Here is a 23,156-nt window from a genome sequence, read left to right as displayed (position 1 = left end):
CCGGCGACGCGTGGGCAGCGGGCGGCTGCCGCTGGAACGGGATCGGAACCGTGAAAATCCACAGGGCGGAGTGAACCGTCGTTTCTGGAAAGGGCGAGACCGGGGCTGGGGGGTGCTATGGTGGAGTCAGCGAAGGTGTATTACGAGGAGGAGAACCCTCAGGGCATCACGAGGGCCGAGCTGTTGGTGGCGGTTCCGTCGTTCAATGAAGCCTCAACCATCGCCCAGACGGTGGAACGTTTGGATCAAGGTATCCGCGAGTTTTACGGGGACATGGATGCGGTCATCGTCAACTGTGACAATTATTCGGCCGACGGGACTCGTGCGGCGTTTTTGTCCTCATCGACTCAGGTCCCCAAGATCTACCTGACCACGGAGCCGGGAGTTCGCGGCAAAGGCGCCAACCTCAGGATGCTTTTCCATAAGGCGAAGGAACTCCAGGCCAAGGCGGTGGTGGTGTTCGAAGCGGACATCACCAACCTGGCGCCCTCCTGGATCAAGTGCATGGCCGAACCGGTGCTCAGGGGAGCGGGGTACGTGGCTCCCATTTATCTGCGGCACAAGTACGAAGACACCCTGAATACCGCCATTGTCTATCCGCTGACCCGTTGCCTTTACGGCCGCCGGGTGCGGCAGATGAACGCCGGAGACTGCGCGTTCCGCGGCGACCTGGTGGACGTCTTTCTCAATCCGCCCGTGTGGACGGCCGCGATGGACCAGTTCGGGATTGATGTTTGCGTGGGAACACTGGCGCTCACCGCACGCGTCCCCGTATGCCAGTCTGTCATCGGGGCTCCTAAGCGGCACCGCGCCAATGACCCCTTCGCCCAGGTCACCCTCCGGTTCCGCCAGACACTGGCCACCATCTTTGATCTCATGGTGGCCTACGCCGACTTCTGGCGGATCGTAAAATGGAGCAAACCGACCGCCCTCTTCAGCATGGACGGTCAGGATACGGAGGTGGCGCCCCAGGTGGAAATCAACATGGGCCGCCTGCACGCCCGCTTCCTCCAGGGATTCGAAGAATACCAGCCGGTCTGGCGTGAAATCTTCGAACCGGCGGTTTTCAACAAGATCCAGGAAATCCGAAGCCTGGAGCTGCCTCACTTTTCTTTCCCCAGCCACACCTGGGGGCTGGTCCTTTTTTCCGCAGCTCTGGCCTATCGCGACCGCGACGAAGCGGAGCGGACCCGGGTGATCGATTCCATCCTTCCCTTGTATCTGGGCAAAGTGGTTTCCTACGCCAACCGGACGGAACGGATCTCCATCCAGCAGGCCGAAGAACACGTGGAAGAGACCTGTACCATATTTGAGGAAAACAAATCCTATCTCGTGGAACGATGGCGTTGATTAAAATAGGCAAGGGAGGTTGCTGATGCCGAAAATATTGGTGGTCGACGATGAAGAGCATATTCGGCTGCTCTATTCCGAGGAGCTCAAGGAGGCCGGCTATGAGGTGATCACGGCGGAAAGCGGACACAAGCTCATGGAAAGGATCGAGGCGGAGCGGCCGGACCTGGTCATCCTCGACATCAAGATGGTGGACTACGACGGGCTCGACCTGTTGCAGGATATCCGAAACCGCTTCTACGACCTCCCCGTGATCCTTTCGACCGCTTACGATACTTTCAAGGAAGACGCCAAGTCCATTGCCGCCGACTATTACGTGGTGAAGAGCTTCGACCTGACGGAACTGAAAAAGAAGATCGCCATGGCTCTCGAAACCCGGCTTCCTGATTGAAGGGGCCGGCTTCACTGGCGGGCCTTCACCCAAAGGTGCCATCCCAGGGCCGTGAAAAGGACGTTTCCAGCCCACACGCCCACCGTCGGCGGAAGAATGCCGGCGGTGGCGAGCGATGATCCCAGCTGCAGTACCATGATGTAAACAAAGGCCGCTACCAGGGCCAGAACGATGCCCATGGCGATGCCCCCGTAACGGCCCGTACGAAGCGAAATGGCGATGCCCATCACGGCCAGGATGACGGACATGAGAGGAAAGGCTACACGGGTGTGAAGTTCCACGCGGTAGGGGGCTGCGTCGTAGCCGTCTTCCATGAGTTTTCGGGTGTAGCGGTACAGTTCGAACCAGTCCAGTTCCTGGGGAAGCGCGTCCAGCCTCGTGAAGTCCGCCGGGGTTTCGGCCAGCGCCAACTTTCTTACCTCGAACACCTCCTGTTCGATCTCCTCCGGACCGTACCTCAATAAGGCCCCTTTGTGGGCCGTCCACTCTGAGCCCTCCCATCGCAATTCTTCGGCCTCCAGGCGTTCCTTCAAGTTGAAGGCGTCGTCCAGGAAATAAAGGGAAACGCCGTGAAGCTTCTGGGACCGTACGTCGTAGAGACGGATCCGGTAGATGACCTCTTCGCCGCGATACCAGATGTTTTCACTGAGCCATCCGAGGGAGCGGTCGCGGCCTTCGATGCGGTGGTCCCAGACTTCTTGAGCCCGGCGGTTGAAGTCCCGGGCCAGGGTTTCACCGAGCACGAACGTGAGGCCGGAAATCACGAGCGCTGCGCCCAGGATGGGTGCGGCGTAGGTACGGACTCCGATGCCCGCCGATCGCATGGCCACCAGTTCGCGGTTTCTTTCCAGGATGCCCAGGCCGATCAGAGTAGCCAGAAGAACGGCCATGGGGATGCCTTGGTTCAGGATGAGGGGGAGCTTCAGCAGGAAGTAGAGTGCCGCATCGGCCATGGAGGCCTGTCTTTCCAGGACGTCGTCGAATTTTTCGAAGAAGTCCACCACCATGTAGATGCCGCCGAATCCGAAGAGGGCCATGGCGAAAAAGGAAAGGAAATGGCGGAGAACGTAACGGGTCAACAGCTTCATGGTGAGCCTGACCTCAGGCGGGCCCGGTACGGCCCGCAGGGGGACTTCGCGGACGAAAACGTCACCGCCGGGGACTTCATCGGGTGCGCCTCACGCGGCGTTTGAGCTGCTCCGTCAAAGATGGCAGCCTGGTGAACGGGATTTCCCGGTGCGTCTTGGTCCACAGTGCGGCGGCCAGGGCGAACACCGCCAGGTTGGGAAGCCAGACCGCAAGCCAGGGCGGGATGACGGCTTGTTCACCCAGTCCTTTGCCGGCCGAGAGAACGACATAATAGGCCAGAAACAGGGCGATCCCCAGACTCACGCCGGCCAGGCGGTTTCCCCGCTGGAAAAGCGCACCCAGAGGGGCGGCCGCCATGGCCAGAAGGAGGCAGGCCACGGGGAGCGAAAACCGGATATGAGCTTCCATGGCATACCGTGCGTCGCCCGTCGCGTCATAGGCGGCGAAGAGTTCCTCCAGGGTCAATTCGTCCCTTCTTTGAGATTTCGATTCCCGAAACAGCTGGTCCAGAGGCAGTACAAACTGGTAATCTTCGAAGGCCACCGCTTGGGCATCCGTGAGGTTGCGGCCGACCCTGGTGATCACCCCGTCGGCCGCCTGCAGCACAAGGGTGTTCCGCGTCGAGTAGTTCAGGATCTGGGCCCGCTTGGCCACGATCGACGCGCTCAGTTGAGGATCGCGTCCGTCGTGGATGAACACGCCTTCGATGCGAAAGCTCTCTGGTTCCACGTGCTTGAAAAAAAAGACTAAGTTGGGAATGGCATCGATGAACATGCCTTCGCGAAGCAGCGCGGGAAGTACCGCCTTCCCCAGGGAAGCGAGCTTCTCGCGGAATTCCAGATTGGCGGTTGGCACGAGCCAGAGGGAGGTGTAAAAGGAAAGCAGCGTTGTCACGAGGGCCACGGTCAGGACGGCGGGGGCGAACTGCCTGAACCCCAGCCCGGCCACCTTGAGGGCCGTCAGCTCGTTGTCGTTGTTGAGGCGGAGGAAGGCGAGCAGGGTGCCAAGGAGCGTGGCCATGGGCAGGGCGTAAAGCATCAGCTTCGGAACGGCCAAACCCATGATCTCCAGCAGATCGAACCAGGTGATGGAAGACGAAAAGAGGTAGGAGGTCAGTTGCATGAGCCGGCCGGCCACCAGGACCATGACGAGTCCAAAAAAACAGATGGCGGCGGGCATGACCTGCTCCCGGACGATGTAGCGGTAGAGAATCCATCCCATGGTCTGTGCGATCTCGAAGCTCCTCGAATCCGTCTGAAGGTTCCGGCAATAACCGGGGAGTCCTGCCTGTGGTTTTCCGCAGGCGCTTAGTGATAGCGAAAAGGAGGCACCCAGGTCAATGCTCAACCGGGGAAAGCCGGATCAAACCGATCATGTGCGCGGCTGGATCGAGGAGCGGGAGCGGGTGTTCCTGGCGCCCCAGGCCGCCAAGAGTGCGGAAACGCTGGGCCGGCGGCGGCCCGAAGCCGAATGCCCTCTCCGCACCGCCTTCCAGAGGGACCGGGATCGGATCGTCCATTGTAAGGCCTTCCGGCGCCTCAAACACAAGACCCAGGTCTTCCTTTCCCCAACCGGAGACCACTACCGGACCCGCCTCACCCACACGCTGGAAGTATCGCAGATCGCTCGAACCATCGGCCGTGCCCTGGCCCTGAACGAAGACCTCATTGAAGCCATCGCCCTCGGCCATGACCTGGGGCACACGCCTTTCGGCCACGGCGGCGAACGGGTGCTAAACGAAATTGTCCCGGGAGGGTTCCATCACAACCGCCAGAGCCTCCGGGTCGTCGATCATCTTGAAAAGGACGGGCGCGGGCTGAACTTGACCCATGAAGTCCGTGACGGCATCCTGAAGCATTCTAAAGGACGGTCGCATCCCATCCTCACGGAACCCGACCTTCGGCCCATGACGCTCGAAGGCCAGGTTGTGCGCGTCGCCGATATCGTAGCTTATCTCAATCACGACCTGGACGACGCGATTCGCGCAGATATACTGAGACCGGAAGACGTTCCCGAGGATATCCGCCGCAGCCTGGGAGCGACCCATGGCGAGCGGATCCATACGCTGGTTCGGGATACGGTTCGGGCGAGTCTGGAGTCGGGGCTGTCCGAGATCCGGCTGAGTCCTGCCATGCTGGAGCAGGTCGAGCGCCTTAGGGCCTTTCTTTTCGATCGGGTCTACGACATGCCGCAGATCCTCGCCGAATTCGAACGCGCCCGCAAGGTGATCGTTGACCTCTACGAGCTGTTCATGAATGACGACCGGATCTTCGAGAAGGAGATCGGGCCGCTCGCGCCCGGTGTCCGGCGCGAACAGCGGGTGTGCGACCACATAGCGGGCATGACGGACAGGTATGCCTTGGAGCTTTTCAAGAGCCTCTTCCTTCCGCGGCCCTGGATGAAGCTGTGACCGGTTCCGGGTTGCATCCGGGTCGCCATCCCGGGGCGGACCCCTCCCGGCAATCCGCTTGACGGAAAAATTCGTTGCATGCTATCGGTGACCTGCTGCTTCAACCGCAAGAGAGGCCGCCGCCCGGGTCTCGTTCGAGGCACAGGGCGGGGGCTTTTTGTACTTTCCAACAGGGAGAAGGCTCATGAAGCGCAAGAAGCGTAGCCCCGACGCGGAAACCGAAGCGACGGGAAAGCTTTTCGAAGGTTTCGAAGACCTGGAAGACGACGAAGTCATCGAGCTCAATGACGTGGTGGAGGTGCCGGAGCCCGATTTGGACGAAGAACCCCGGGCCGGGCGGGAAGAGAAGGAACTGCTCCTTGGGCAAGAAGAGCTTTCCCTGTTTGAAGACGAGGATGTTCCGGACGATGACTCCGAAAAGGCGCTCCTTCACGATGAACTGGAAAGCTTCTCGGGCTTCGACGAGGAAGCCGGGGAGGATGTATCGCTGAGCGAAGAGTTCGAGTCGCTCCTGGGCGGCGAAACGGAACGCCGGGGCGGCGACCGGGAAGCGGGAGAAGAAGCGCCGCGCGAGGAGGCGGGAATCCTCGAAGACGTCGGCAAAGAGGTCGTGGAGGAGTCCCGGGAGGAATTTATGGAGGAGCCGGGGAAGCTTCCCGAAGAGGCCGAAGTGGACCGGGATTTTCTGGATGTGCTGGATGCCGAGTTGGATCTCGACGAAGACATTGCGGCGCTTCTAAACGAGGACAGGGCGACCGGGGCGGCGGAGCCCGCGCAAAAACCGGAGCGGGGAGACGCGGTTGAGGAACGTTCCGAAGCGGAAGCCGCCGCCGAACCTTCAAAAGAACCGGCCGCTGCGACCTCGATGAGCGAAGAGGAGGAAATGCCGGTCATGGAGGGGATTGTCGAGGAGTCGGAGTCGGCGGTGCCGCAGGGACCTGTCGAGGATGTGGCGGGGATGGCCTTGGTGCCGGGTCCGGAATCGGAAGAAGAAGCCGCGGGGGTGCCGGCCGTGAGCGGGGAGACGTCGGCCGCTCCAACGGAGACGGACGACTGGGATAAAACGATCGATGCGCTTGAGTCCCGGCTGGCCTCCGTGCTCCATCAGATGGTAGAAGCGAAACTTCCGGAAATCGTCAAAACGGTCCTTCAGGAGGAAATCGAGAAACTGAAGGCGCAGAACGATTAACGGGTTTTCCCCGGCGGAAAGGGTTTTTAGGGAGCGATTCGATGAACGACGGCACCCTGCCCAAGACCTATGAATTCGAAGACGTGGAACCGCGCTGTTACGAGCGATGGCTGAAACTGGACTGCTTTCGAGCGAACCCGGCCTCCGACCGACCGTCTTTCAGCATGGTGATTCCTCCTCCCAACGTGACCGGCCAGCTTCACATGGGCCACGCGTTGAACAACACGATCCAAGACATTCTCGCCCGGTACAAGCGCCTCAAGGGCTTCGAAGTCCTCTGGGTACCGGGAACGGACCACGCCGGCATCGCCACGCAGAACGTGGTCGAAAGGGAACTTAGCCGGGAAGGCCTCACCCGCCACGATGTCGGCCGGGAGGCGTTCCTTGAGAAGGTATGGCAGTGGCGGGAAAAATACGGCGGGATCATCATCAACCAGTTGAAGCGGCTGGGAGCGTCGTGCGATTGGAGCCGCGAACGGTTCACCATGGATGAAGGCCTTTCCCGCGCCGTCCGCCGCGTCTTCGTCACCCTCTATGAAGACGGCCTCATCTACCGCGGCGAACGGATGATCAACTGGTGCCCGCGCTGCATGACGGCACTCGCCAACATCGAGGTGGAAGGCGAGGAAGTGGCGGGCCACCTCTACCATGTGCGCTATCCCCTGCTGAACGGAAAGCGGGCCTTGGTGGTGGCCACCACGCGGCCGGAAACCATGCTGGGAGACGCGGCGGTGGCGGTCCACCCGGAAGACCCGCGCTACGCCGACGCCGTCGGTCGTCAGGTGCTCGTCCCGCTGGCCGACCGGGCCATCCCGGTCATCGCCGACCCGTACGTGGACCGGGAATTCGGTACTGGAGCCCTCAAGATCACGCCCGCCCACGATTTCAACGATTTCGAGATCGGACAGAGGCATGGCCTGCCTCTCTACCGGGTCATCGGTGAAAACGGTGCCATGACCGAAGAAGCTGGCGCGTACCGGGGACTCGATCGCTACGCCTGCCGGAAGCGTGTCCTGGAGGATCTCAAAAAAGGCGGTTTCCTGGTAAAGGTGGAGGATTACACGCATCGGGTCGGCCACTGTTACCGCTGCCGCAGCGCCGTGGAACCAATGCTTTCCCTCCAGTGGTTCGTGAAGACCAAGCCGCTGGCCGAAAGAGCCATGGAAGCCGTCAAGAGGGGAGATACTCGGATCGTTCCCGAAAAGTGGGAAAGGGACTACTTCAACTGGCTCGAAAACATCGAGGACTGGTGCATCAGCCGGCAGATCTGGTGGGGGCACCGCATTCCTGCGTGGTACTGCCGGGATTGCGGCGGGGTCAACGTTTCGCTGAAAGACGCCGACCGTTGCCAGGCCTGCGGCGGCGACCGCCTCGACCAAGACGGAGACGTGCTCGACACCTGGTTCAGTTCGGCCCTGTGGCCCTTTTCCACCATGGGATGGCCTGAGAACACCCCGGAGCTGCACAAGTTCTACCCCACCTCGGTTCTCGTCACCGCCTTCGATATCCTGTTCTTCTGGGTCGCCCGCATGATGATGATGGGCCTCAACTTCATGCAGGAAGTCCCGTTCCGCGATGTCTACGTCCATGCCCTGGTGAGAGACGCCCAAGGGCAGAAGATGAGCAAGTCCAAGGGGAACGTCATCGATCCACTGGTGATGATGGACCGTTACGGTACCGACGCCCTCCGCTTCGCGCTCACCGCCTTCGCCGTCCAGGGGCGGGACATCAAGTTGTCCGAAGACCGCATCGAAGGCTACCGCCATTTCGTGAACAAGATCTGGAACGCCGCCCGGCTGGTCCTGATGAACCTAAAAGGTTCAAGCCTTACGCACGAAATCCCCGAGAATCCGGAACGGCTCGGTCACCGTTGGATCCTGAGCCGGCTGCAGCAGGTCATAAAGGACGTGGAAGCCGCTCTGGAGGGTTACCATTTCAACGTCTACGCTCAGACGCTTTATCAGTTTTTTTGGCATGAATACTGCGATTGGTATCTCGAGATCATCAAGCCGGACCTCTACGGCGACGACCCCCGAGCTAAAGCCATCGCTCAGACGGTCGCCGCGCAGATCCTGCGGAAGATCCTCGTGATGCTCCACCCCGTCATGCCCTTCGTTACGGAAGAAATCTACCAGCGGCTTCCGGAAGCTCGGGAAACCATCATGTGGGAGCCTTTCCCGCTTGTGGAAGAATCAAGAGTGGACGCCGAAGCCGAGGCCCGCATGGGTCTTCTGATGGAGGTCATTACGAACATCCGGAACATTCGGGGCGAGATGAACGTCGCGCCGTCGGCCCGCCTGGAGGTGGTGTGCCTGTGCGAAAGGGCGGAAGATGCCGCGCTGTTGGACGCCTACCGGTTCATGGTGGAAGACCTGGCCCGGCTGTCGCGCCTGGAGGCGGCGCCGACCGGAACGCGCGGCAAGCCGAGGGTGGCGGCAAGCGCCGTGACCGGCGGCGCCGAAATCTTCGTGCTCCTCGAAGGGATCCTCGATTTCGAAAGCGAGGCGCAGCGCCTGCAGAAGGAGATCACGAAGCTGGAAAAAGAGATCGTCGCCGCGCGCAAGAAGCTCTCCAACGAAGACTTCCTGACCAAGGCCCCATCGGACGTCGTAGAAAAAGAAAAGGAAAAGGCCGCGCGGCTCGGCGAGAAGATTGCAAAGATGCGGGTTCATTTCAGCCGCATCGAAACCATCCGCCAGAGCGCCGCCGTTCACTGACCCTCAGGGTAGGGGAGGCGACAGCCGTTGGGGGAGAAACGCATGGAAAACCGGGGCGATGCGGGTTTTTCCAGCGACCTGGATGACCGATTGATCCTGGCGCTTCGCGAAGACATCGGACCGGGCGACGTGACCACTCGAGCGGTGGTGCCTTCCGAGCGGGAGAGCCGGGCGCGGGTTGTCGCTCGGGAGCCTTTCGTCCTCTCAGGATCCTGCGTGTTCCGGCGCGTCTTTCACCTCATCGACCCTGAACTGGATATTGAGGAGCCCTACGCGGATGGCGACGCGGTTCCCCGGGACGCGGAGGTGTTCCGGATCCAAGGACGGACCGCCTCGATCCTCACCGGCGAGCGCCTGGCTCTCAACCTGGTCCAGCGTCTTTCGGGAGTCGCCACCGCAACGCGGCTCATGGTGGACGCCGTCTCAGGCACCGGCTGCCGCATTCTGGACACGCGGAAAACCACGCCGCTGTGGCGCGACCTGGAAAAGGAAGCGGTGCGACACGGCGGAGGCTGGAACCACCGGTTCGGGCTTTTCGACGGCGTCCTCATCAAGGACAACCACGTCGCGGCAGCCGGAGGCGTTCGTGAAGCCGTAAAGCGGGCCCGATCCCATGCACCACACACCTTGAAAATCGAAGTGGAAGTGGACACACTACTGCAGCTGGACGAAGCCCTGGACGCAGGAGCCGACGTGATTCTCCTCGACAACTTCGCCGTGGAGGATCTCCGTAGAGCGGTCCGACGCGCCGGCGGACGAGCGCTCCTTGAGGCATCCGGAGGCATCACGGTGGGAACCGTCCGCGCCGTGGCCGAAACGGGCGTGGATTTCATCAGCTCCGGGGCGCTCACCCATTCGCCGCGGGCCGTCGACCTGAGCCTGGAAATGCTTAGGTAGCCTAGAAAATAATAGACCTAATATTTGATGCCAAATTTTATTTCCCCTCCCCTTGCGGGAGGGGATTAAGGGGAGGGGAACGTAACTAATTGACATACATTGATTTTATCACCCTCACCCCAACCCTCTCCCATCAAGGGAGAGGGGGATTTTTTGACCCTCGTTAACCTTTTTAGAACGCTACCAATGCTTTAGCGAAACGTCAGGGACCTTGAAATGCGGCGGGCCAGGGCCGCCACTTCCCGCCTGAGTTTTTCCTCGTCCACCGTCCGGATTTTCCCGTCTTCGACCACCAGATCGCCGCCCACCCAAACGAGGCTCACGTCGCTGGATCGCGCCGCGTAGACCAGGTGCGACACAGGGTCATAGAGGGGCGTCAGATGCGGGCTGCGGCAGTCGACGGCGATGAGGTCCGCCTTCTTCCCGGCTTCGATGCTCCCTATGTCCGAATCCCACCCCAGTGCCCGTGCTCCCATTCGAGTAGCCATCCGAAGCACCTGCTGTGCGCTGCAGGCCACGGGGTTTCCCGTGACCACCTTGTGGAGCCGCGCGGCGGCGGCCATTTCCCCGAAGAGGTCCAGGTCGTTGTTGCTGGCGCAACCATCGGTTCCGAGCCCCACGGTCAGGCCCGCTTCCAACATTCGAGGAACCGGGGCGGCTCCGGCGCCGAGCTTCATGTTGCTTTGCGGATTGTGAGAAACGGCGACGCGGCGCTCCGCCAGCCGGGCGATTTCCTCTTCGTCGACCCACACCGCGTGAGCGCAAAGCGTGCCGGCGTCCAGGATACCCAGATCATCCAGAAAGATCACGGGTCGCCTGCCGTATTTTCGCGTCAGGTCTTCCACTTCGGAGCGGGTTTCGGAAAGATGGGTCTGGAAGAGGCAGCCGTGTTCCCGGCAAATTCCCTTGACCCAGAGTAGGGTTTCCGGGCTGCAGGTGTAAGGGGCGTGGCAGAAAAGCGACGGCCTCAGGCGGTGGTTGCCGGACGGAAAGGATTTCAGGAAGGCCGTTGCGCGATCCATGGCCTTGGATGGGTCGGGCTGGTCGGGTGTGGGAAAACCGAGAATTCCCTGGCCGAGGACCGCCCGTATTCCGGAATCCCGCACCGCTACGGCCGCTGTGCCTTCGAAGAAATAGCCGTCGCAGAACGTCGTGGTTCCTCCAAGGATCATTTCGACGGTCGAAAGGAGGGTTCCCAGGTAGACCAGATCGGCGTTCACGTGAGCCGCCTCGATGGGAAAGATGATTTCCTTAAGCCATCTCTGGAGTGGAAGATCGTCTGCGATGCCGCGAAAGACACTCATGGCCCCGTGCACGTGGGTGTTCACGAGTCCGGGGCATACAATGCATCCGGAGAGGTCCTTTCGCCTCCGGCCTCGAAACGAACCTTCCACGGCATCTCGTGAACCGACGGCGACGATGGTGTCTCCCCGTACGGCGACGGCTCCCGGAGCCCACACCCGAAAGGCTTCGTCGCAGGTCACCAACCACTCGACGGGACTCAGCAGCCAGTCGACTTGCTGAGGCACCTCGGCACGAGGTACATCACGATGCGATCTTTTTCGCGATGGATCGGACATGGGCCATCACTTCTTCCACGTCCAGGGTGAGGAGCCTTCCGTCTTCGAGGACCACCCGGCCGTGGATGATCACGTGCCGGACGTCGGACCCTTTGGCCGCGTAGATCAGGTGACTTATGGGATCGTAGACGGGCGTCAGATGAGGCCGCTGAAAATCGACAACGATAATGTCGGCAAAGTAGCCGGCTGTGATTTGCCCGACGGTGTGGCCGAGACCCAGGGCGGCGGCTCCGTTTCGCGTGGCCATGCGCAGCACGACCTGGGCCGGCAGTACGGCGGGATCCAGGGCGGCCAGCTTGTGGAGCGTGGCGCAGGTGTTCATTTCCCCGAAGAGGTCCAGGTTGTTGTTGCTGGCGCAGCCGTCGGTTCCCAGGGCGACGTTCACGCCGGCGGCAAGCAACGCCGGGACCGGGGCGATGCCGGAGGCGAGCTTCATGTTGCTTTCCGGGTTGTGGACCACGTTGACCCGGTGGAAGGCGAGCATTTCGATATCGGAGGGACTCAAAGCCACGCAATGGTCGGCGATGAGCCGTTCGCTCAGTACCCCGAGCCTTTCCAGGTGTTCCACCGGGCGGTGCCCGTAGCGTTCCCGGATCTGCGCCACTTCCGCCTCACTTTCGGAAAGGTGGACAATGAGGCGGGTGTCGAGGCGGCACGCCAGGTCGTGGCAGCGTCGGAGGAGTTCCGGCGAACAGGTGTACAGGGCGTGAGGCTCCACGGCCACAGAGATGAGCGGGTCGCCCTTCCACTCTTGGACGAGGGCTTCCGTGAACTTAAGGCCGTTTTCGATGGGCCCGTAATGCGGAGAAGGGAAGTCGTAGAGGACTTCGCCCACGAGAGCCCGCATGCCCGCGGCCTTCGCCGCTTCCGCCACCTTGTGTTCGAACAGGTACATGTCGCAGAAGGTGGTGGTTCCGGAAAGGATCATTTCGGCGCAGGCGAGTAGCGTTCCGCGGTAGACCCATTCTTCGGTGAGCTGGGCCTCGGCGGGAAAGATGTGCCGTTGGAGCCATTCCAGGAGGGGGAGGTCGTCCGCGAGGCCGCGAAACAGGGTCATGGCCGCGTGGGTGTGGGCGTTCACCAAGCCGGGCAGCACGACGCAGCCGGCGGCGTCCATGACACGGCGAGCGGTGAAGCGGGCGGAAAGGGCTTCGGATGGGCCCACCGCAAGGATCCTTCCCGAACCCACGGCCACGGTGCCCGGGTCGAAGATTTCGTTCCGGTCGTTCAAAGTCAACACCCGGCCGCCGCTGATAACAAGATCGGCGTTTTCCGCCGGCGGGTCCTGATTCCTTTCGTTGTCGGTCATTGAGTGCCGCCCGTGGCTTGCGTCGTTGACTTCAGCACCGCCTGAAAAAGACGCATCAACCGGGGTCCGGCCGCCGTGGCTGTCTGAATGACCTTTTCGAGGGGAGCCGGTTCATAGCAGTCCGGGCGGTTGACGTTGGTGATGACCGAAACGCCGAGGACCTTCATGCCGGCGTGCACCGCCGTGATCACTTCCATGACGGTGGACATGCCCACGGCGTCGGCACCTGCGGCCCGCAGCAGCCGCGTTTCGGCGGCGGTTTCCATGCTGGGCCCGAGCACTCCCACGTAGACCCCTTCCCTCAATGGGATGTGCTCTTCCATGGCTGCCGCTCGGGCCATTTCCCGCAGGCGGCGGTCGTAAGGTTCGGTCATGTCCGGAAAACGGGGGCCCCATGCGTCGATGTTGACCCCCACCAGGGGATTTCGTCCTGTGAAGTTGATGTGGTCAGTGATAACCATGAGGTCGCCGGCTTCGAACAGCGGGTTGAGGCCTCCGGCGGCGTTGGACAGCAGCACGGTCTTCACTCCCAGGGCGGCCAGGAGACGGATGGGAAAGGCGATAACGGCCGGAGCGTAGCCTTCGTAAAGGTGGAACCGCCCCTGGAGGGCGATGAGGGGGGTTCCGGCCCAGTGACCCCACAGGAGGCGCCCTCGATGACTGGGGACGGTGGAGACGGGATGGTGGGGAATTTCCCGGTAGTCCAGGCCGCCCTCCAGGTCCATGGCGTCGGCCACTCCGCTGAGCCCTGTTCCCAGGATCAAAGCGGTTTCCGCTCGGACCCTAAGGCGGTCGGCCACCGCATCCGCCGCTTCCCGCACCCTTCGCTCGATGTCTTCCACGCTCCGACCCCTCTCCGCCGTGGATGCGCTGCGTCCGGAATCAACCTACAAAAAAATTGGTAGTGTAGAAAATAACAGACCTAATATTTGATGCCAAATTCTATTTCCCCTCCCTTGTGGGAGGGGATTAAGGGGAGGGGGGGATTTTCCACCTTGTTCCCAAGCTCCAGCTTGGGAACACAACTGTGCAGAAGCTCCAGCTTCGATCCCCATGAAGCCGTGACCCATGCGAACCCGCTGCAAAATCCATCACAAAGACCACTTCGAGATCCCGGCTGGCTCCATGGAAAGACAGCGCGTTTCAGCTGTAGCAGGAGGGAAGCTTGAGCTTCCCGGGCAGGCCGTTCCCAAGCCGGAGCTTGGGAACGAGGGGATATCTGATGCCAAATTCTATTTCCCCTCCCCTTGTGGGAGGGGACTAAGGGAGGGGAGGGGATTTTCCACCTTGTTCCCAAGCTCCAGCTTGGGAACACAACTGTGCAGAAGCTCCAGCTTCGATCCCCATAATGCCGTTCCCAAGCCGGAGCTTGGGAACGAGGGGAAATCGTACTGCTTGTCCTGGGGGGCTTTCCATCTGGTGCGTTTTGTGGGATACATGAAAGACATCAGCAGTCACGCCGAAAATCCAGGCGACATGATGCGGACCATGATCGCCCGTTGAGAACGTGGAGCCTTTTTTCCATAGACAGCATGTCGGAATGGAACATCTCACATCTTCGATACCCGGTGGATCTGCCCATCACGGATCGAAGGGACGTTATCGTCCGGGCGATCCTGGACCACCAGGTGGTGGTGGTGACCGGCGACACGGGTTCCGGAAAGAGCACTCAGATTCCCAAGATGTGCCTGGAAGCGGGCCGGGGGCGGGCGGGTTTCATCGGGATCACCCAGCCGCGTCGGATCGCCGCGGTGACCCTCGCCCGGCGTGTGGCGGAGGAACTGGGCGAAAAAGGCGCCTCCCTGGTGGGCTACAAGATACGCTTCCAGGACCGCACTTCGAGGACCACCCGCATCAAGTTCATGACCGACGGCATCCTGCTGGCCGAAGCCCAGCGAGATCGGCTGTTTCGAGCCTACGACACACTGATTATCGACGAAGCCCACGAGCGCAGCCTCAACATCGACTTCCTCCTGGGGATGCTCCGCCGGACCCTGCCGCAGCGACCGGACCTCAAGGTCATCGTCACCTCAGCCACCATCGACCCCGAAAGGTTTTCCGAGGCCTTCGGCGGGCCCCCATGATCGAAGTCTCCGGCCGAACCTACCCGGTGGAAGTACGCTACCGGCCGCCGGCGCCCGGTAGCGCGAAGAAGGGAAGACACTCCGGTGGACCAGGCGGTCGAAGCGGTAGTGGAACTGAAGCGGTCCGGCTGCCGGGGCGATGTGCTCGTCTTCATGCCCACGGAAAGCGACATCCGGGAAACGGTGGCACGCTTGGAAGAGAGGCGTTTTCCGCACACTGAGGTCTTGCCGCTTTTCGGCCGGCTCGCGGGAGCCGACCAGCAGCGGATCTTTCGCCCTGTTTCCGGCGAAAAAATTGTGGTCGCCACCAACGTGGCGGAAACCTCCATCACGATTCCGGGCATCCGTTACGTGGTGGATACAGGCCTCGCACGCCTTTCCCAGTACAACCCCAGGACACGGACGGAAGGCCTTCCGGTCGTTTCCATCTCACGGGCCAGTGCCGACCAGCGCAAGGGCCGCTGCGGGCGGGTCGGGCCGGGGATCTGCATCCGGCTCTATGCCGAAGAAGACTACCAGGCGCGCCCCGCGTTCACTCCCCTGAAATCCAGCGGTCGAACCTGGCCGAGGTGATCCTTCGGATGCTCGCCATGAATTTGGGCGACGTCCGGGATTTCCCGTTTCTGGACCCGCCGGCCCCCCAGGCCGTAAAAGACGGTTTCGCGGTCCTCCGGGAATTGGGAGCCATCGACGATCGGGACCGGCTCACCCCCATGGGGCGCCTCATGGCCCGCTTTCCCCTGGACCCCCGGCTCTCGCGCATGCTCCTGCAGGCTCGCGAGGAAGGGGCGCTCCGGCCCATGATCGTCCTGTGCGCCGCGCTGAGCGTTCAGGATCCCAGGGAGAGGCCCGCCGAAAAGGAAGCCCAGGCGGACCAGGCCCACGCCGCCTTCCGCGACCGGCGTTCCGATTTCGTCACGCTGCTCAACATCTGGAGAGCCTGCGAAGATCAATGGCGCCAGGCGCCCTCCCAAGGGGCGCTTCGAAGGTTCTGCAAAGACAACTTCCTTTCCTACCGGCGCGTGCGCGAATGGCGGGATGTGCACGACGAGATCGTGGAGATATGAAAGAAATTCGAGGATTCCGCCTTCAGGACGAACCTCCCGGCGTGAGTTACGAGGCCGTCCATCGGGCCGTTACCAGCGGATTCCTCAGCAACATCGCCGTGAAGAAGGAAAAGAACCTCTACCTCGGAACCAAGGGCCGCAAGGTCATGCTCTTTCCAGGCTCAGGCCTCTTCAACCGGGGCGGGGAATGGATCGTCGCCGCCGAACTGGTCCAGACGTCCCGGCTTTTTGCACGTACGGCCGCCCAGGTTCAACCCGAATGGATCGAGGAATTCGGAAAACACCTCTGCCGGTCCTCCTATGAGGAGCCCCACTGGGAAAAGCGCAGAGGCCAGGTGGTGGCCCTGGAGCGAGTGACCCTCTACGGTCTTGTGATCGTAAACGGCCGCCGCGTGAACTACGGTAGGATTCGGCCGAAGGAAGCCCGGGAAATCTTTATCCGGTCCGGGCTGGTGGAAGCGGAAATGCCCGGAAAGTACGGCTTTCTGGAACACAATCGGAAACTCATCCAACGCATCCGCGACATGGAAGACCGGATCCGGCGCCGCGAACTTCTGGTGGACGACGAGGCGCTCTACGCCTTCTATGACGCGCGGCTCCCCGAAATCGCCGACATCCGCTCCTTCAACCGGTGGCTCAAAGACCAAGGAGGCGACGAGGTCCTCAGAATGTCGGAAGACGACCTGCTTCGCTTCCGCCGGAATCGGAGACGTTGGAGCAGTTTCCCGGCTCTCTCGATTTCGAGGACATGAGGCTCCCGCTCAGGTATTCCTTCAGTCCGGGGGATGAATCGGACGGAGTGACGGTGACGGTGCCGCTCCACCTGCTTTCCAGGCTTCGGCCCGAACCCTTTGAATGGGTGGTCCCGGGGTTGATCTCCGAGAAGGTGACGGCTCTCCTACGTTCTCTTCCCAAGTCGGTTCGGAGACGGCTCGTTCCGATTCCTGAAACCGTAGAAAAGGTTCTGGAACGGCTCCCTTTCCGCCGCGGCGATTTCTATGCGGAACTGAGCCGCTGCCTGGAGGAAGTCTCGGGAGTCGCGGTGTCGGTGAACGAATGGGACCGGGAAGGCTTGCCCGCTCATCTCAAGATGCGTTTTCTCGTGGTGGATGCGGCCGGAAAGGCACTGGGGTCCGGTCGAGACTTGGAGACGGTGCAGGAACTGGCCGGAAAGCGCCACGAAGATCGGGCCTGGACGGAAGCTCGGAAGCGGTGGGAACGCGAGGGGATCACCACTTGGGACTTCGGCCCCTGCCGCAGACCATCGAACTGGGAAAAGACGCCTACGGCGTCATGCGGTGCGCCTACCCGGCTTCGTCGCCGAAGGGCGGACCGTGGCGGTCCGGCTGTTCGACGATCCGGAAAAAGCGAAGGGAGCCACACGAGACGGCCTGCTGGTGCTCTACCAGTGGGCCTTTGCGCCGCTTCTGAAGTCGCTCCGGAAAGACTGGGTGTTCCCGAAAGACATGGCCTTCATGGTGCGTTTCATGGGGGACATGAAGGAAGCCGACCGCAGGCTCCAGATCTATCTCCTGAGGGAAATCTTCGAACTCCATGACCCTCAGCCTCCTGACGAAGTCCGGTTTCGAGCGAAAATCCTGGAACTGAAAGACGACCTGCGGCGCCTCGCCGAGCAGCGGCGCGGCGAGGTGCTGGAGGTCGTTCGGGAACGTTACGAGGTGCAGCGGGTCCTTTCCGGCTTTAACGCCAAGGCGCAGGGAAACGACGCCGCCCTGGAGCGGCTGAAAGCCGTTCGGGAGGAACTGGAGCGACTGGTTCCCGGGGATTTCCTGGAACACATGAGGAGTTCCGAACTCAGGGAACTTCCCCGATACCTGAAGGGGCTCCGCATTCGAGCGGAACGCGCTTATGTGGCGCCGGAAAAGGACCGTTCCAAGGCCGCACGGATTGAGCCTTTTCTGGAGGCGCTTTCGCGGGCGGAGGCCGGGGGTGAGGCGAAAACGGTGCAAGCGCGGGCTTTCCTTGACGAGTACCGGCTGTTATTAGAAGAATTCAAAATCAGCCTGTTCGCCCCTGAAATCAAGACGCGCTTTCCCGTTTCGGCCCAGCGCCTGGAAAACAAGTGGCGGCAATGGGAACAGATCCCTCACTAGAAGGCGAAAAACGGAAGATGTCCTCCCCCGCAAATCGATGAAAGCGCCGTCCGGCTCCTGGAAGATCCAGAAGGCTTGCAGCGGCATATCCTGAAGGTGCTCGGAGCCCCCCCGCGTTGTCCTGGGGTGGCGGAAGGGCCGGCGCCGTGGCAACGGACGATCTCGTATCGTCCAGCGTGCTGGTGCTTCTCTGCTGTCCCACTTCAGCAGGGCGGCCATGAACGCGAAACCGTGCCTCATACTCAACCGGAGATCCCGGAAAGTGAAGCAGGCGGGGGATCTCTGTGCCCGGGCGGCACCACCGAGCAGGGTGTGGACCCGATCTTCGCCCGGCTGCTTTCCCTTCCCGGATTTCCGCTCTCCCGCTGGCCTCACTGGCGCCGGTGGAAGCGCACCTGCCCTGAGGAAGCCGCGAAACTGGCGCTCCATCTGGCCACCTGCATGAGGGAAAGCTGGGAAGAAATGCGCCTCAATCCCCTGCGGGTGCGCTTCCTGGGTGTGCTCCGCCGGAAAGGCTCGTGCTCTTTCCAAGGCTCATCCATCCGCTGGTGGGCTGGATCGAAGGGCGCCACCGATTGAAACCCAACTGGGAAGTAACGCGGATCGTCTCTATTCCCCTTCGGTCACTTCTGGATCCATCCGCCTACACCCGATATCGCCTCTATGTGGATCCCCAGGTGGCGGCAAAGCTCAACCGGACCACTCAGGACTTCTTGTGTTTCCTCTACCAAGACGGCGTGGACGTGGAAGTGCTCTGGGGAGCCACCCTCCGGATCGTGCTGCTTTTTCTGGAAAAAATCTTCGGCTTCACTCCGCCCGACGTGTCCAGCCGCCCCTTCGTTCCAGGAATCCTGGATGAAGCCTATCTGAACGGCCGGCTGTGAGAGCCTCTCTTCATGCCGCCAGCATGTTCCGGCACACCACGTTGATCATGGCCAAGATGGTGTCCAGGGCCTGCAGGTGATGATGGACGGTGGCGTCGAAGCGGATGTGAAGCGCCGGGTCGAATTCGTCGTCGCCCAGCCACAGGACGAACAACAGCGGTACCTTGGGAAACGGCCACATGCGGAAAGACATGTCTCCGGCCTGTGCCGGGTGTCCTCCCAGGCGTTCGCACTTTCGCTTGAACAGCGCCGGATCCTCACCGAAGGCTTCCAGCAGCCGGGCGGTGGGGAAAGCGTGGCAGCCGCGGAAAAATAGGTGGCCGCCCGGAAGGTCCTTTTCGCTCACCCATTTTCCGGAAAGACCCCCGGGCTTGGCTTCCAGAAGGTAGTGCAGCAATACCAGGTGAAGCTGAAAGTCCAGCTTGGATGACGGCAGAGGCCGGAGCGCTTCCACGCGCCGCAGGGCGGGATAGCAGCGCAGGGTTCCCGACAGGAACGGGACTTCGTAGGCGCCGGCATCCCGATTGAAGGCAACCTGCGCGTTGGAGCAGATCCTTTCCGGTTCCATGGCCTCCAGTTGCCGCCAGAGATTCGGATCCACCTCCTGGGGGTCCTCGTAAAGCCTTGGCGACCGCAAGTCCTCCAGAATGGCAGCGATCGCCAGGCGGGCCGCCGCCGCCCGCGATTCGGGCACCATGATCTTCCCCCATCCGCGCTGCGGCACGAAAAGGCCGTCGTAGGCCGTTTCTTCGAAGCTTCTGAGGATAGCCGGGATCCCTTCCCGCTGGAGGGCCTGCATGAGAAGGTCCGCTTCGAAACGGTCGGCCAGCGTATGGATGGTCGTGTATTGGGTGGCGTCGTCCATGGGAGCCTCGTTCAGCGCAAAGTTTCTCGGCCTGGGTGAGCGCTCTCTGGGATTCGGTGGCCGTTGAGCGCCAGCTTATGGAACAGGGCGGCGTACCGGCGAGGATTTTCGGCCAGGGGAGGGCAACGTTCGATGGTGGTTTCCCTCCGAAATACCCCGGCGGCAAAAGCCATGCACGTGGAATAGCCACAGCCCCCGCAGTTGGTGGCCGGAAGCGCTCGGAATATCTCAAGCACCGTGAGGTCCTGCCGCTTCTCAAATACAGGAGCCACAGTGTCCTTCCGGGACGTGACTTCCTGAATGGTTTCAAAATAGCGCCGGCACAGCGCTTCGGCTTCGTTCTCATCGCCCACATCGGTGAACGTGATCCGACGGCCGGTGATCCCTGCGATATGCCCGTCGTCCATGACGCTGATGACTCCGGAGCCGTGGATGTAGGTACAGCCTGGGAGTACCGCCGCCAGGTAAGGCAGGAGCTCTTCGATCGACTCGTCCAGTTCCATGATCACGTTGAAGCGCGTGGACTGCCTCATGCAGTCGATATTCACCAACTGAAAGGTGTAGCCTTCTCTTCGATGCAAGCGACTGTCCATGACTCCTCCCGTGTCACCCTCGGCCCTTTTCACGCCGCATGGTTTCATAAGCCCACTGGATGTCCTGGAATTTCTCCTTGGCCAACTGTTGAAATTCTTCCCCGAGGTGACTCACCTTGTCCGGATGGTAGCGATTGGCCTGTCGGTGATACGCCGACCGGATCTCATCCCAGCTTGCGTCGGGCGGTACGCCCAGCACTTCGAAGGGGTCCCGCCGGTGTGGAGCTTTCCCGCGCCGCCGGCGTTTCCCGCCGACGTGCGGTGCCCGCCGTCCGGTCCTCGTCGCGGCCCTGGTCGGAGGCCGTGCTCCGGCCGCGCGAGCCTTCCCCCTCGCTTTCGGCTTCCCGTTTCCGGCGCTTCAAGTACCAAAAGCAGCCCCAGCAGGGCGACGTCGTCGGTCCAGCCGGGACCGAAGACGGTATCTGGAAAAAGATCGACAGGGGAGACAAAGTAGAGCAGCCAGAGTAACACCGGCCAGAATCGTTTCAGCATGGTCCGCCGCCGTCCGCCCTCCTTCCTTGTCGCCGCCTGTGGCACAAGGATCTTATCGCATCCGCCGCAAAAGACAAAGGTCTACCAGGATTCTCGGCCAGGGCGGTTCGTTTGGCCGCCGCTCCTATAACTACTCATGCCCTGTAGGAGCCGGCTTGCCGGCGATCCGCATCGCTGCAGGAGGCCCGCCCTTGGGCCGATGGGGTGGGCGGGGCATTGGGGTTGGTTTATCGCGGCTGAAAGCCGGACTTTCCCTTGTTCCCAAGCTCCAGCTTGGGAACACAACTGTGCAGAAGCTCCAGCTTCGATTCCCATGAGCCCGTGACCCATGCGAACCCGCTACAAAATCCATAACAAAGGCCCCGAACACCCCTAGTTAGTCACATCTACTCTTGCAGCGTGGATCCCGGTCTTCACCCACAAACACCACTTCGACATCCTGGCTGGTTCCCTGGAAGGACAGCGTGTTTCAGTTGTAGCAGGAGGGAAGCCGGAGCTTCCCGGGCAGGCCGTTCCCAAGCCGGAGCTTGGGAACGAGGAGATACTTTGCGCAAAAGTTAATGCCGGACGGCGCCTTAGGAACTCAACCTAAAGAGCGAGCGCCTGCTGATCAAAGAAAAGGGGGAACCCGAAGACCCTTCATCGGATTCCCCCCATGGGCGGGGGGTGTTACAGCCAGCCGCGTCCGGCTGCTTGAGCTCGAGCATGGGTTGCGCCGGCCCGGGCTCGAACCTTTCCACCCGTCGGAACACGCGGTGCGTGTCAGCGGACCATGCGGTTACGGATCAGATGTTCCACGACCTCCGGTTCAGCCAGGGTGGACGTGTCACCCAGGTCGGACACCGTCGCTTGCGCTATGCGCCCGCATTATGCGCCGCATGATTTTTCCGATCGTGTCTTGGGAAGCGCCGGAGCCCACTGGATATAGTCGGGCGTCGCGATGGGGCCGATCTGCTTCCTCACCCACTCAGCCAGGCTCTTTCGCAGCTCTTCCGAGGGTTCCACACCGGAAACCAGGGTCACATAGGCGTAAATGCCTTGACCCTTGATGTCGTGCGGGCAGCCGACGACCGCCGCTTCCGCCACAGCCTCGTGGGCCACCAGAGCGCTTTCTACTTCGGCGGTTCCCAGGCGATGGCCCGAAACGTTGATCACGTCGTCCACCCGGCCGGTGATCCAGTAGTAGCCGTCTTCGTCCCGGCGGGCGCCGTCGCCCGTGAAGTACTTGCCCGGGTACTGAACGAAGTAGGTGGTCTTGAACCGTTCGTGGTCCCCGTAAACCGTGCGCATCATGGCGGGCCACGAATCCAGCATCACCAGGTAGCCCGAACAGGCGCCTTCAAGTATCTGCCCCTCCTGGTTGATAATGGCCGGCTGCACGCCGAAGAACGGCCGAGTGGCCGATCCGGGCTTGAGGGTCTGTGGCTCCAGGAAGCGGGGTGATGAGGATCCCGCCGGTTTCCGTCTGCCACCACGTGTCCACGATGGGACAGCGCTTTTCCCCCACCCACGTTATAGTACCAGAGCCAGGCTTCAGGGTTGATGGGTTCCCCACGGTTCCAAGGAGCTTCAGAGATTTGCGGGATGTCTTTCGGACCGGTTCGTCGCCTGGCGCATGAGGGCTCGGATGGCGGTAGGGGCGGTATAGAAGATATTCACCTGGTGCTTGTCCACCACCTGCCAGAACCGGGAAAAGTCCGGGTAGTTGGGCACGCCTTCGAACATGAGCGACCTGGCGCCGTTGGCAAGAGGCCCGTAGACGATGTAGCTGTGCCCCGTGATCCAGCCGATGTCCGCCGTGCACCAGTAGATGTCGCCCTCCTGTAGTCGAACACGTACTGGTGGGTAAGGCTCGTGTAGACCATGTAGCCGCCCGTGGTATGAAGCACGCCCTTGGGCTTCCCGGTCGATCCTGAGGTGTAGAGAATGAACAGCGGATCCTCCGCATCCATCGTTTCGGGCGGACATTCCGCCGGAGCGTCCTTCATGAGTTCGTGCCAGTATAGGTCGCGGCCCGCGACCATGTTGACGTCGCCGCCGTATGCCGCACCACGTCACCCGTCCACCTCCGGGCACTTGTCAAGAGCTTCGTCCGTGTTGGCCTTGAGAGGGATTTTTCGGCCTC

Annotated in this window: 21 protein-coding genes and 2 pseudogenes; 13 read left to right on the top strand and 10 right to left on the bottom strand. The window is 61.6% G+C overall.

Going from position 1 to position 23,156, the window contains the following annotated elements; translation table 11 throughout:
• The first annotated feature begins 135 nt into the window (after positions 1–135).
• Positions 136–1,350, top strand: a complete 1,215-nt coding sequence (locus tag FDQ92_RS00120) for a glycosyltransferase (protein ID WP_137422716.1) — start codon at positions 136–138, stop codon at positions 1,348–1,350.
• A gap of 25 nt (positions 1,351–1,375) precedes the next feature.
• Entirely contained in the window at positions 1,376–1,741 is a 366-nt protein-coding gene (locus FDQ92_RS00115; RefSeq protein ID WP_246041755.1) for a response regulator, read from the top strand.
• Between the two features lie 11 nt (positions 1,742–1,752).
• Here FDQ92_RS00115 and lptG read toward each other — a convergent pair whose 3' ends face one another.
• Both lptG and lptF read right to left on the bottom strand, forming a co-directional pair.
• On the bottom strand, positions 1,753–2,829 hold the full coding sequence (lptG, locus tag FDQ92_RS00110) for an LPS export ABC transporter permease LptG (protein WP_137422714.1): 1,077 nt from the start codon (positions 2,827–2,829) through the stop codon (positions 1,753–1,755).
• Positions 2,830–2,905: 76 nt separating this feature from the next.
• Positions 2,906–4,051, bottom strand: a complete 1,146-nt coding sequence (lptF, locus tag FDQ92_RS00105; protein ID WP_137422713.1) for an LPS export ABC transporter permease LptF — start codon at positions 4,049–4,051, stop codon at positions 2,906–2,908.
• Between the two features lie 118 nt (positions 4,052–4,169).
• Between lptF and FDQ92_RS00100 the strand changes: the two genes are divergently transcribed.
• From FDQ92_RS00100 to nadC, 4 genes are all read left to right on the top strand, one after another.
• Entirely contained in the window at positions 4,170–5,240 is a 1,071-nt protein-coding gene (locus FDQ92_RS00100; protein WP_137422712.1) for a deoxyguanosinetriphosphate triphosphohydrolase, read from the top strand.
• Positions 5,241–5,424: 184 nt separating this feature from the next.
• Complete coding sequence (locus FDQ92_RS00095; protein WP_137422711.1) at positions 5,425–6,429, top strand: hypothetical protein; 1,005 nt, start codon at positions 5,425–5,427, stop codon at positions 6,427–6,429.
• Between the two features lie 41 nt (positions 6,430–6,470).
• Positions 6,471–9,146, top strand: a complete 2,676-nt coding sequence (locus FDQ92_RS00090; protein WP_137422710.1) for a valine--tRNA ligase — start codon at positions 6,471–6,473, stop codon at positions 9,144–9,146.
• Positions 9,147–9,188: 42 nt separating this feature from the next.
• Positions 9,189–10,043: a carboxylating nicotinate-nucleotide diphosphorylase gene (gene nadC / locus FDQ92_RS00085; RefSeq protein WP_137422709.1), complete on the top strand. Its 855-nt coding sequence runs from the start codon at positions 9,189–9,191 to the stop codon at positions 10,041–10,043.
• A gap of 191 nt (positions 10,044–10,234) precedes the next feature.
• On the opposite strand, the gene FDQ92_RS00080 is transcribed toward nadC, so the two are convergent.
• Genes FDQ92_RS00080 through FDQ92_RS00070 form a run of 3 tightly spaced genes read right to left on the bottom strand, consistent with a single transcriptional unit; the run spans position 10,235 to position 13,774 of the window.
• Complete coding sequence (locus tag FDQ92_RS00080; protein ID WP_137422708.1) at positions 10,235–11,623, bottom strand: amidohydrolase; 1,389 nt, start codon at positions 11,621–11,623, stop codon at positions 10,235–10,237.
• The gene (locus tag FDQ92_RS00075) at positions 11,589–12,932 is read right to left on the bottom strand and encodes an amidohydrolase family protein (protein WP_137422707.1); all 1,344 of its coding nucleotides are present in this window, start codon (positions 12,930–12,932) and stop codon (positions 11,589–11,591) included. Before FDQ92_RS00075 ends, FDQ92_RS00080 begins: the two co-directional genes overlap by 35 nt.
• Positions 12,929–13,774, bottom strand: a complete 846-nt coding sequence (locus tag FDQ92_RS00070; RefSeq protein WP_211341308.1) for a purine-nucleoside phosphorylase — start codon at positions 13,772–13,774, stop codon at positions 12,929–12,931. The genes FDQ92_RS00075 and FDQ92_RS00070 overlap by 4 nt, the downstream gene beginning before the upstream one ends.
• A gap of 690 nt (positions 13,775–14,464) precedes the next feature.
• Here FDQ92_RS00070 and FDQ92_RS00065 point away from each other — a divergent pair.
• The 7 genes and pseudogenes from FDQ92_RS00065 (at position 14,465) to FDQ92_RS00030 (ending at position 19,081) form a co-directional block, all read left to right on the top strand.
• A complete protein-coding gene (locus FDQ92_RS00065; protein WP_137422706.1) occupies positions 14,465–15,016 on the top strand; it encodes a DEAD/DEAH box helicase in 552 nt (183 codons plus the stop codon).
• A gap of 84 nt (positions 15,017–15,100) precedes the next feature.
• The gene (locus FDQ92_RS00060) at positions 15,101–15,589 is read left to right on the top strand and encodes a helicase-related protein (protein WP_137422705.1); all 489 of its coding nucleotides are present in this window, start codon (positions 15,101–15,103) and stop codon (positions 15,587–15,589) included.
• 8 nt (positions 15,590–15,597) lie between these two features.
• Entirely contained in the window at positions 15,598–16,083 is a 486-nt protein-coding gene (locus tag FDQ92_RS00055) for a hypothetical protein (RefSeq protein WP_137422704.1), read from the top strand.
• Positions 15,969–17,275, top strand: a pseudogene (locus FDQ92_RS16360) (DUF3418 domain-containing protein); the annotation flags it as partial. The gene FDQ92_RS00055 and the pseudogene FDQ92_RS16360, both read left to right, overlap by 115 nt.
• 106 nt (positions 17,276–17,381) lie before the next feature.
• On the top strand, positions 17,382–18,197 hold the full coding sequence (locus tag FDQ92_RS15825; RefSeq protein WP_281276827.1) for a DUF3418 domain-containing protein: 816 nt from the start codon (positions 17,382–17,384) through the stop codon (positions 18,195–18,197).
• 231 nt (positions 18,198–18,428) lie between these two features.
• Positions 18,429–18,776 (top strand): hypothetical protein, encoded by a 348-nt coding sequence (locus FDQ92_RS00035; RefSeq protein ID WP_137422701.1) that lies wholly within the window; start codon positions 18,429–18,431, stop codon positions 18,774–18,776.
• Complete coding sequence (locus FDQ92_RS00030) at positions 18,773–19,081, top strand: NUDIX hydrolase (protein ID WP_170180106.1); 309 nt, start codon at positions 18,773–18,775, stop codon at positions 19,079–19,081. The genes FDQ92_RS00035 and FDQ92_RS00030 overlap by 4 nt, the downstream gene beginning before the upstream one ends.
• A 10-nt stretch (positions 19,082–19,091) precedes the next feature.
• Here FDQ92_RS00030 and FDQ92_RS00025 read toward each other — a convergent pair whose 3' ends face one another.
• The 5 genes and pseudogenes from FDQ92_RS00025 to acs form a co-directional block, all read right to left on the bottom strand.
• Positions 19,092–19,946, bottom strand: a complete 855-nt coding sequence (locus FDQ92_RS00025; RefSeq protein WP_137422699.1) for a DUF3786 domain-containing protein — start codon at positions 19,944–19,946, stop codon at positions 19,092–19,094.
• Positions 19,947–19,957: 11 nt separating this feature from the next.
• Positions 19,958–20,539, bottom strand: coding sequence for a (Fe-S)-binding protein (locus FDQ92_RS00020; protein WP_170180105.1), 582 nt, complete (start codon positions 20,537–20,539; stop codon positions 19,958–19,960).
• A gap of 13 nt (positions 20,540–20,552) precedes the next feature.
• A complete protein-coding gene (locus FDQ92_RS00015; protein ID WP_137422697.1) occupies positions 20,553–20,738 on the bottom strand; it encodes a J domain-containing protein in 186 nt (61 codons plus the stop codon).
• Positions 20,651–21,031 carry a YkvA family protein gene (locus FDQ92_RS16020; RefSeq protein ID WP_137422696.1) on the bottom strand — a complete coding sequence of 127 codons (381 nt, stop codon included), beginning with the start codon at positions 21,029–21,031 and terminating at the stop codon, positions 20,651–20,653. Before FDQ92_RS16020 ends, FDQ92_RS00015 begins: the two co-directional genes overlap by 88 nt.
• A gap of 762 nt (positions 21,032–21,793) precedes the next feature.
• A pseudogene (gene acs / locus FDQ92_RS16015) lies at positions 21,794–23,154 on the bottom strand (acetate--CoA ligase); the annotation flags it as partial.
• Between the last annotated feature and the right edge of the window lie 2 nt (positions 23,155–23,156).

It is taken from the genome of Desulfoglaeba alkanexedens ALDC (assembly GCF_005377625.1).
GTDB classification, from domain to species: domain Bacteria; phylum Desulfobacterota; class Syntrophobacteria; order Syntrophobacterales; family DSM-9756; genus Desulfoglaeba; species Desulfoglaeba alkanexedens.
The sequence above is the reverse complement of the archived record's forward strand: the minus strand, read 5'-3'. Positions and strand labels throughout refer to the sequence as shown.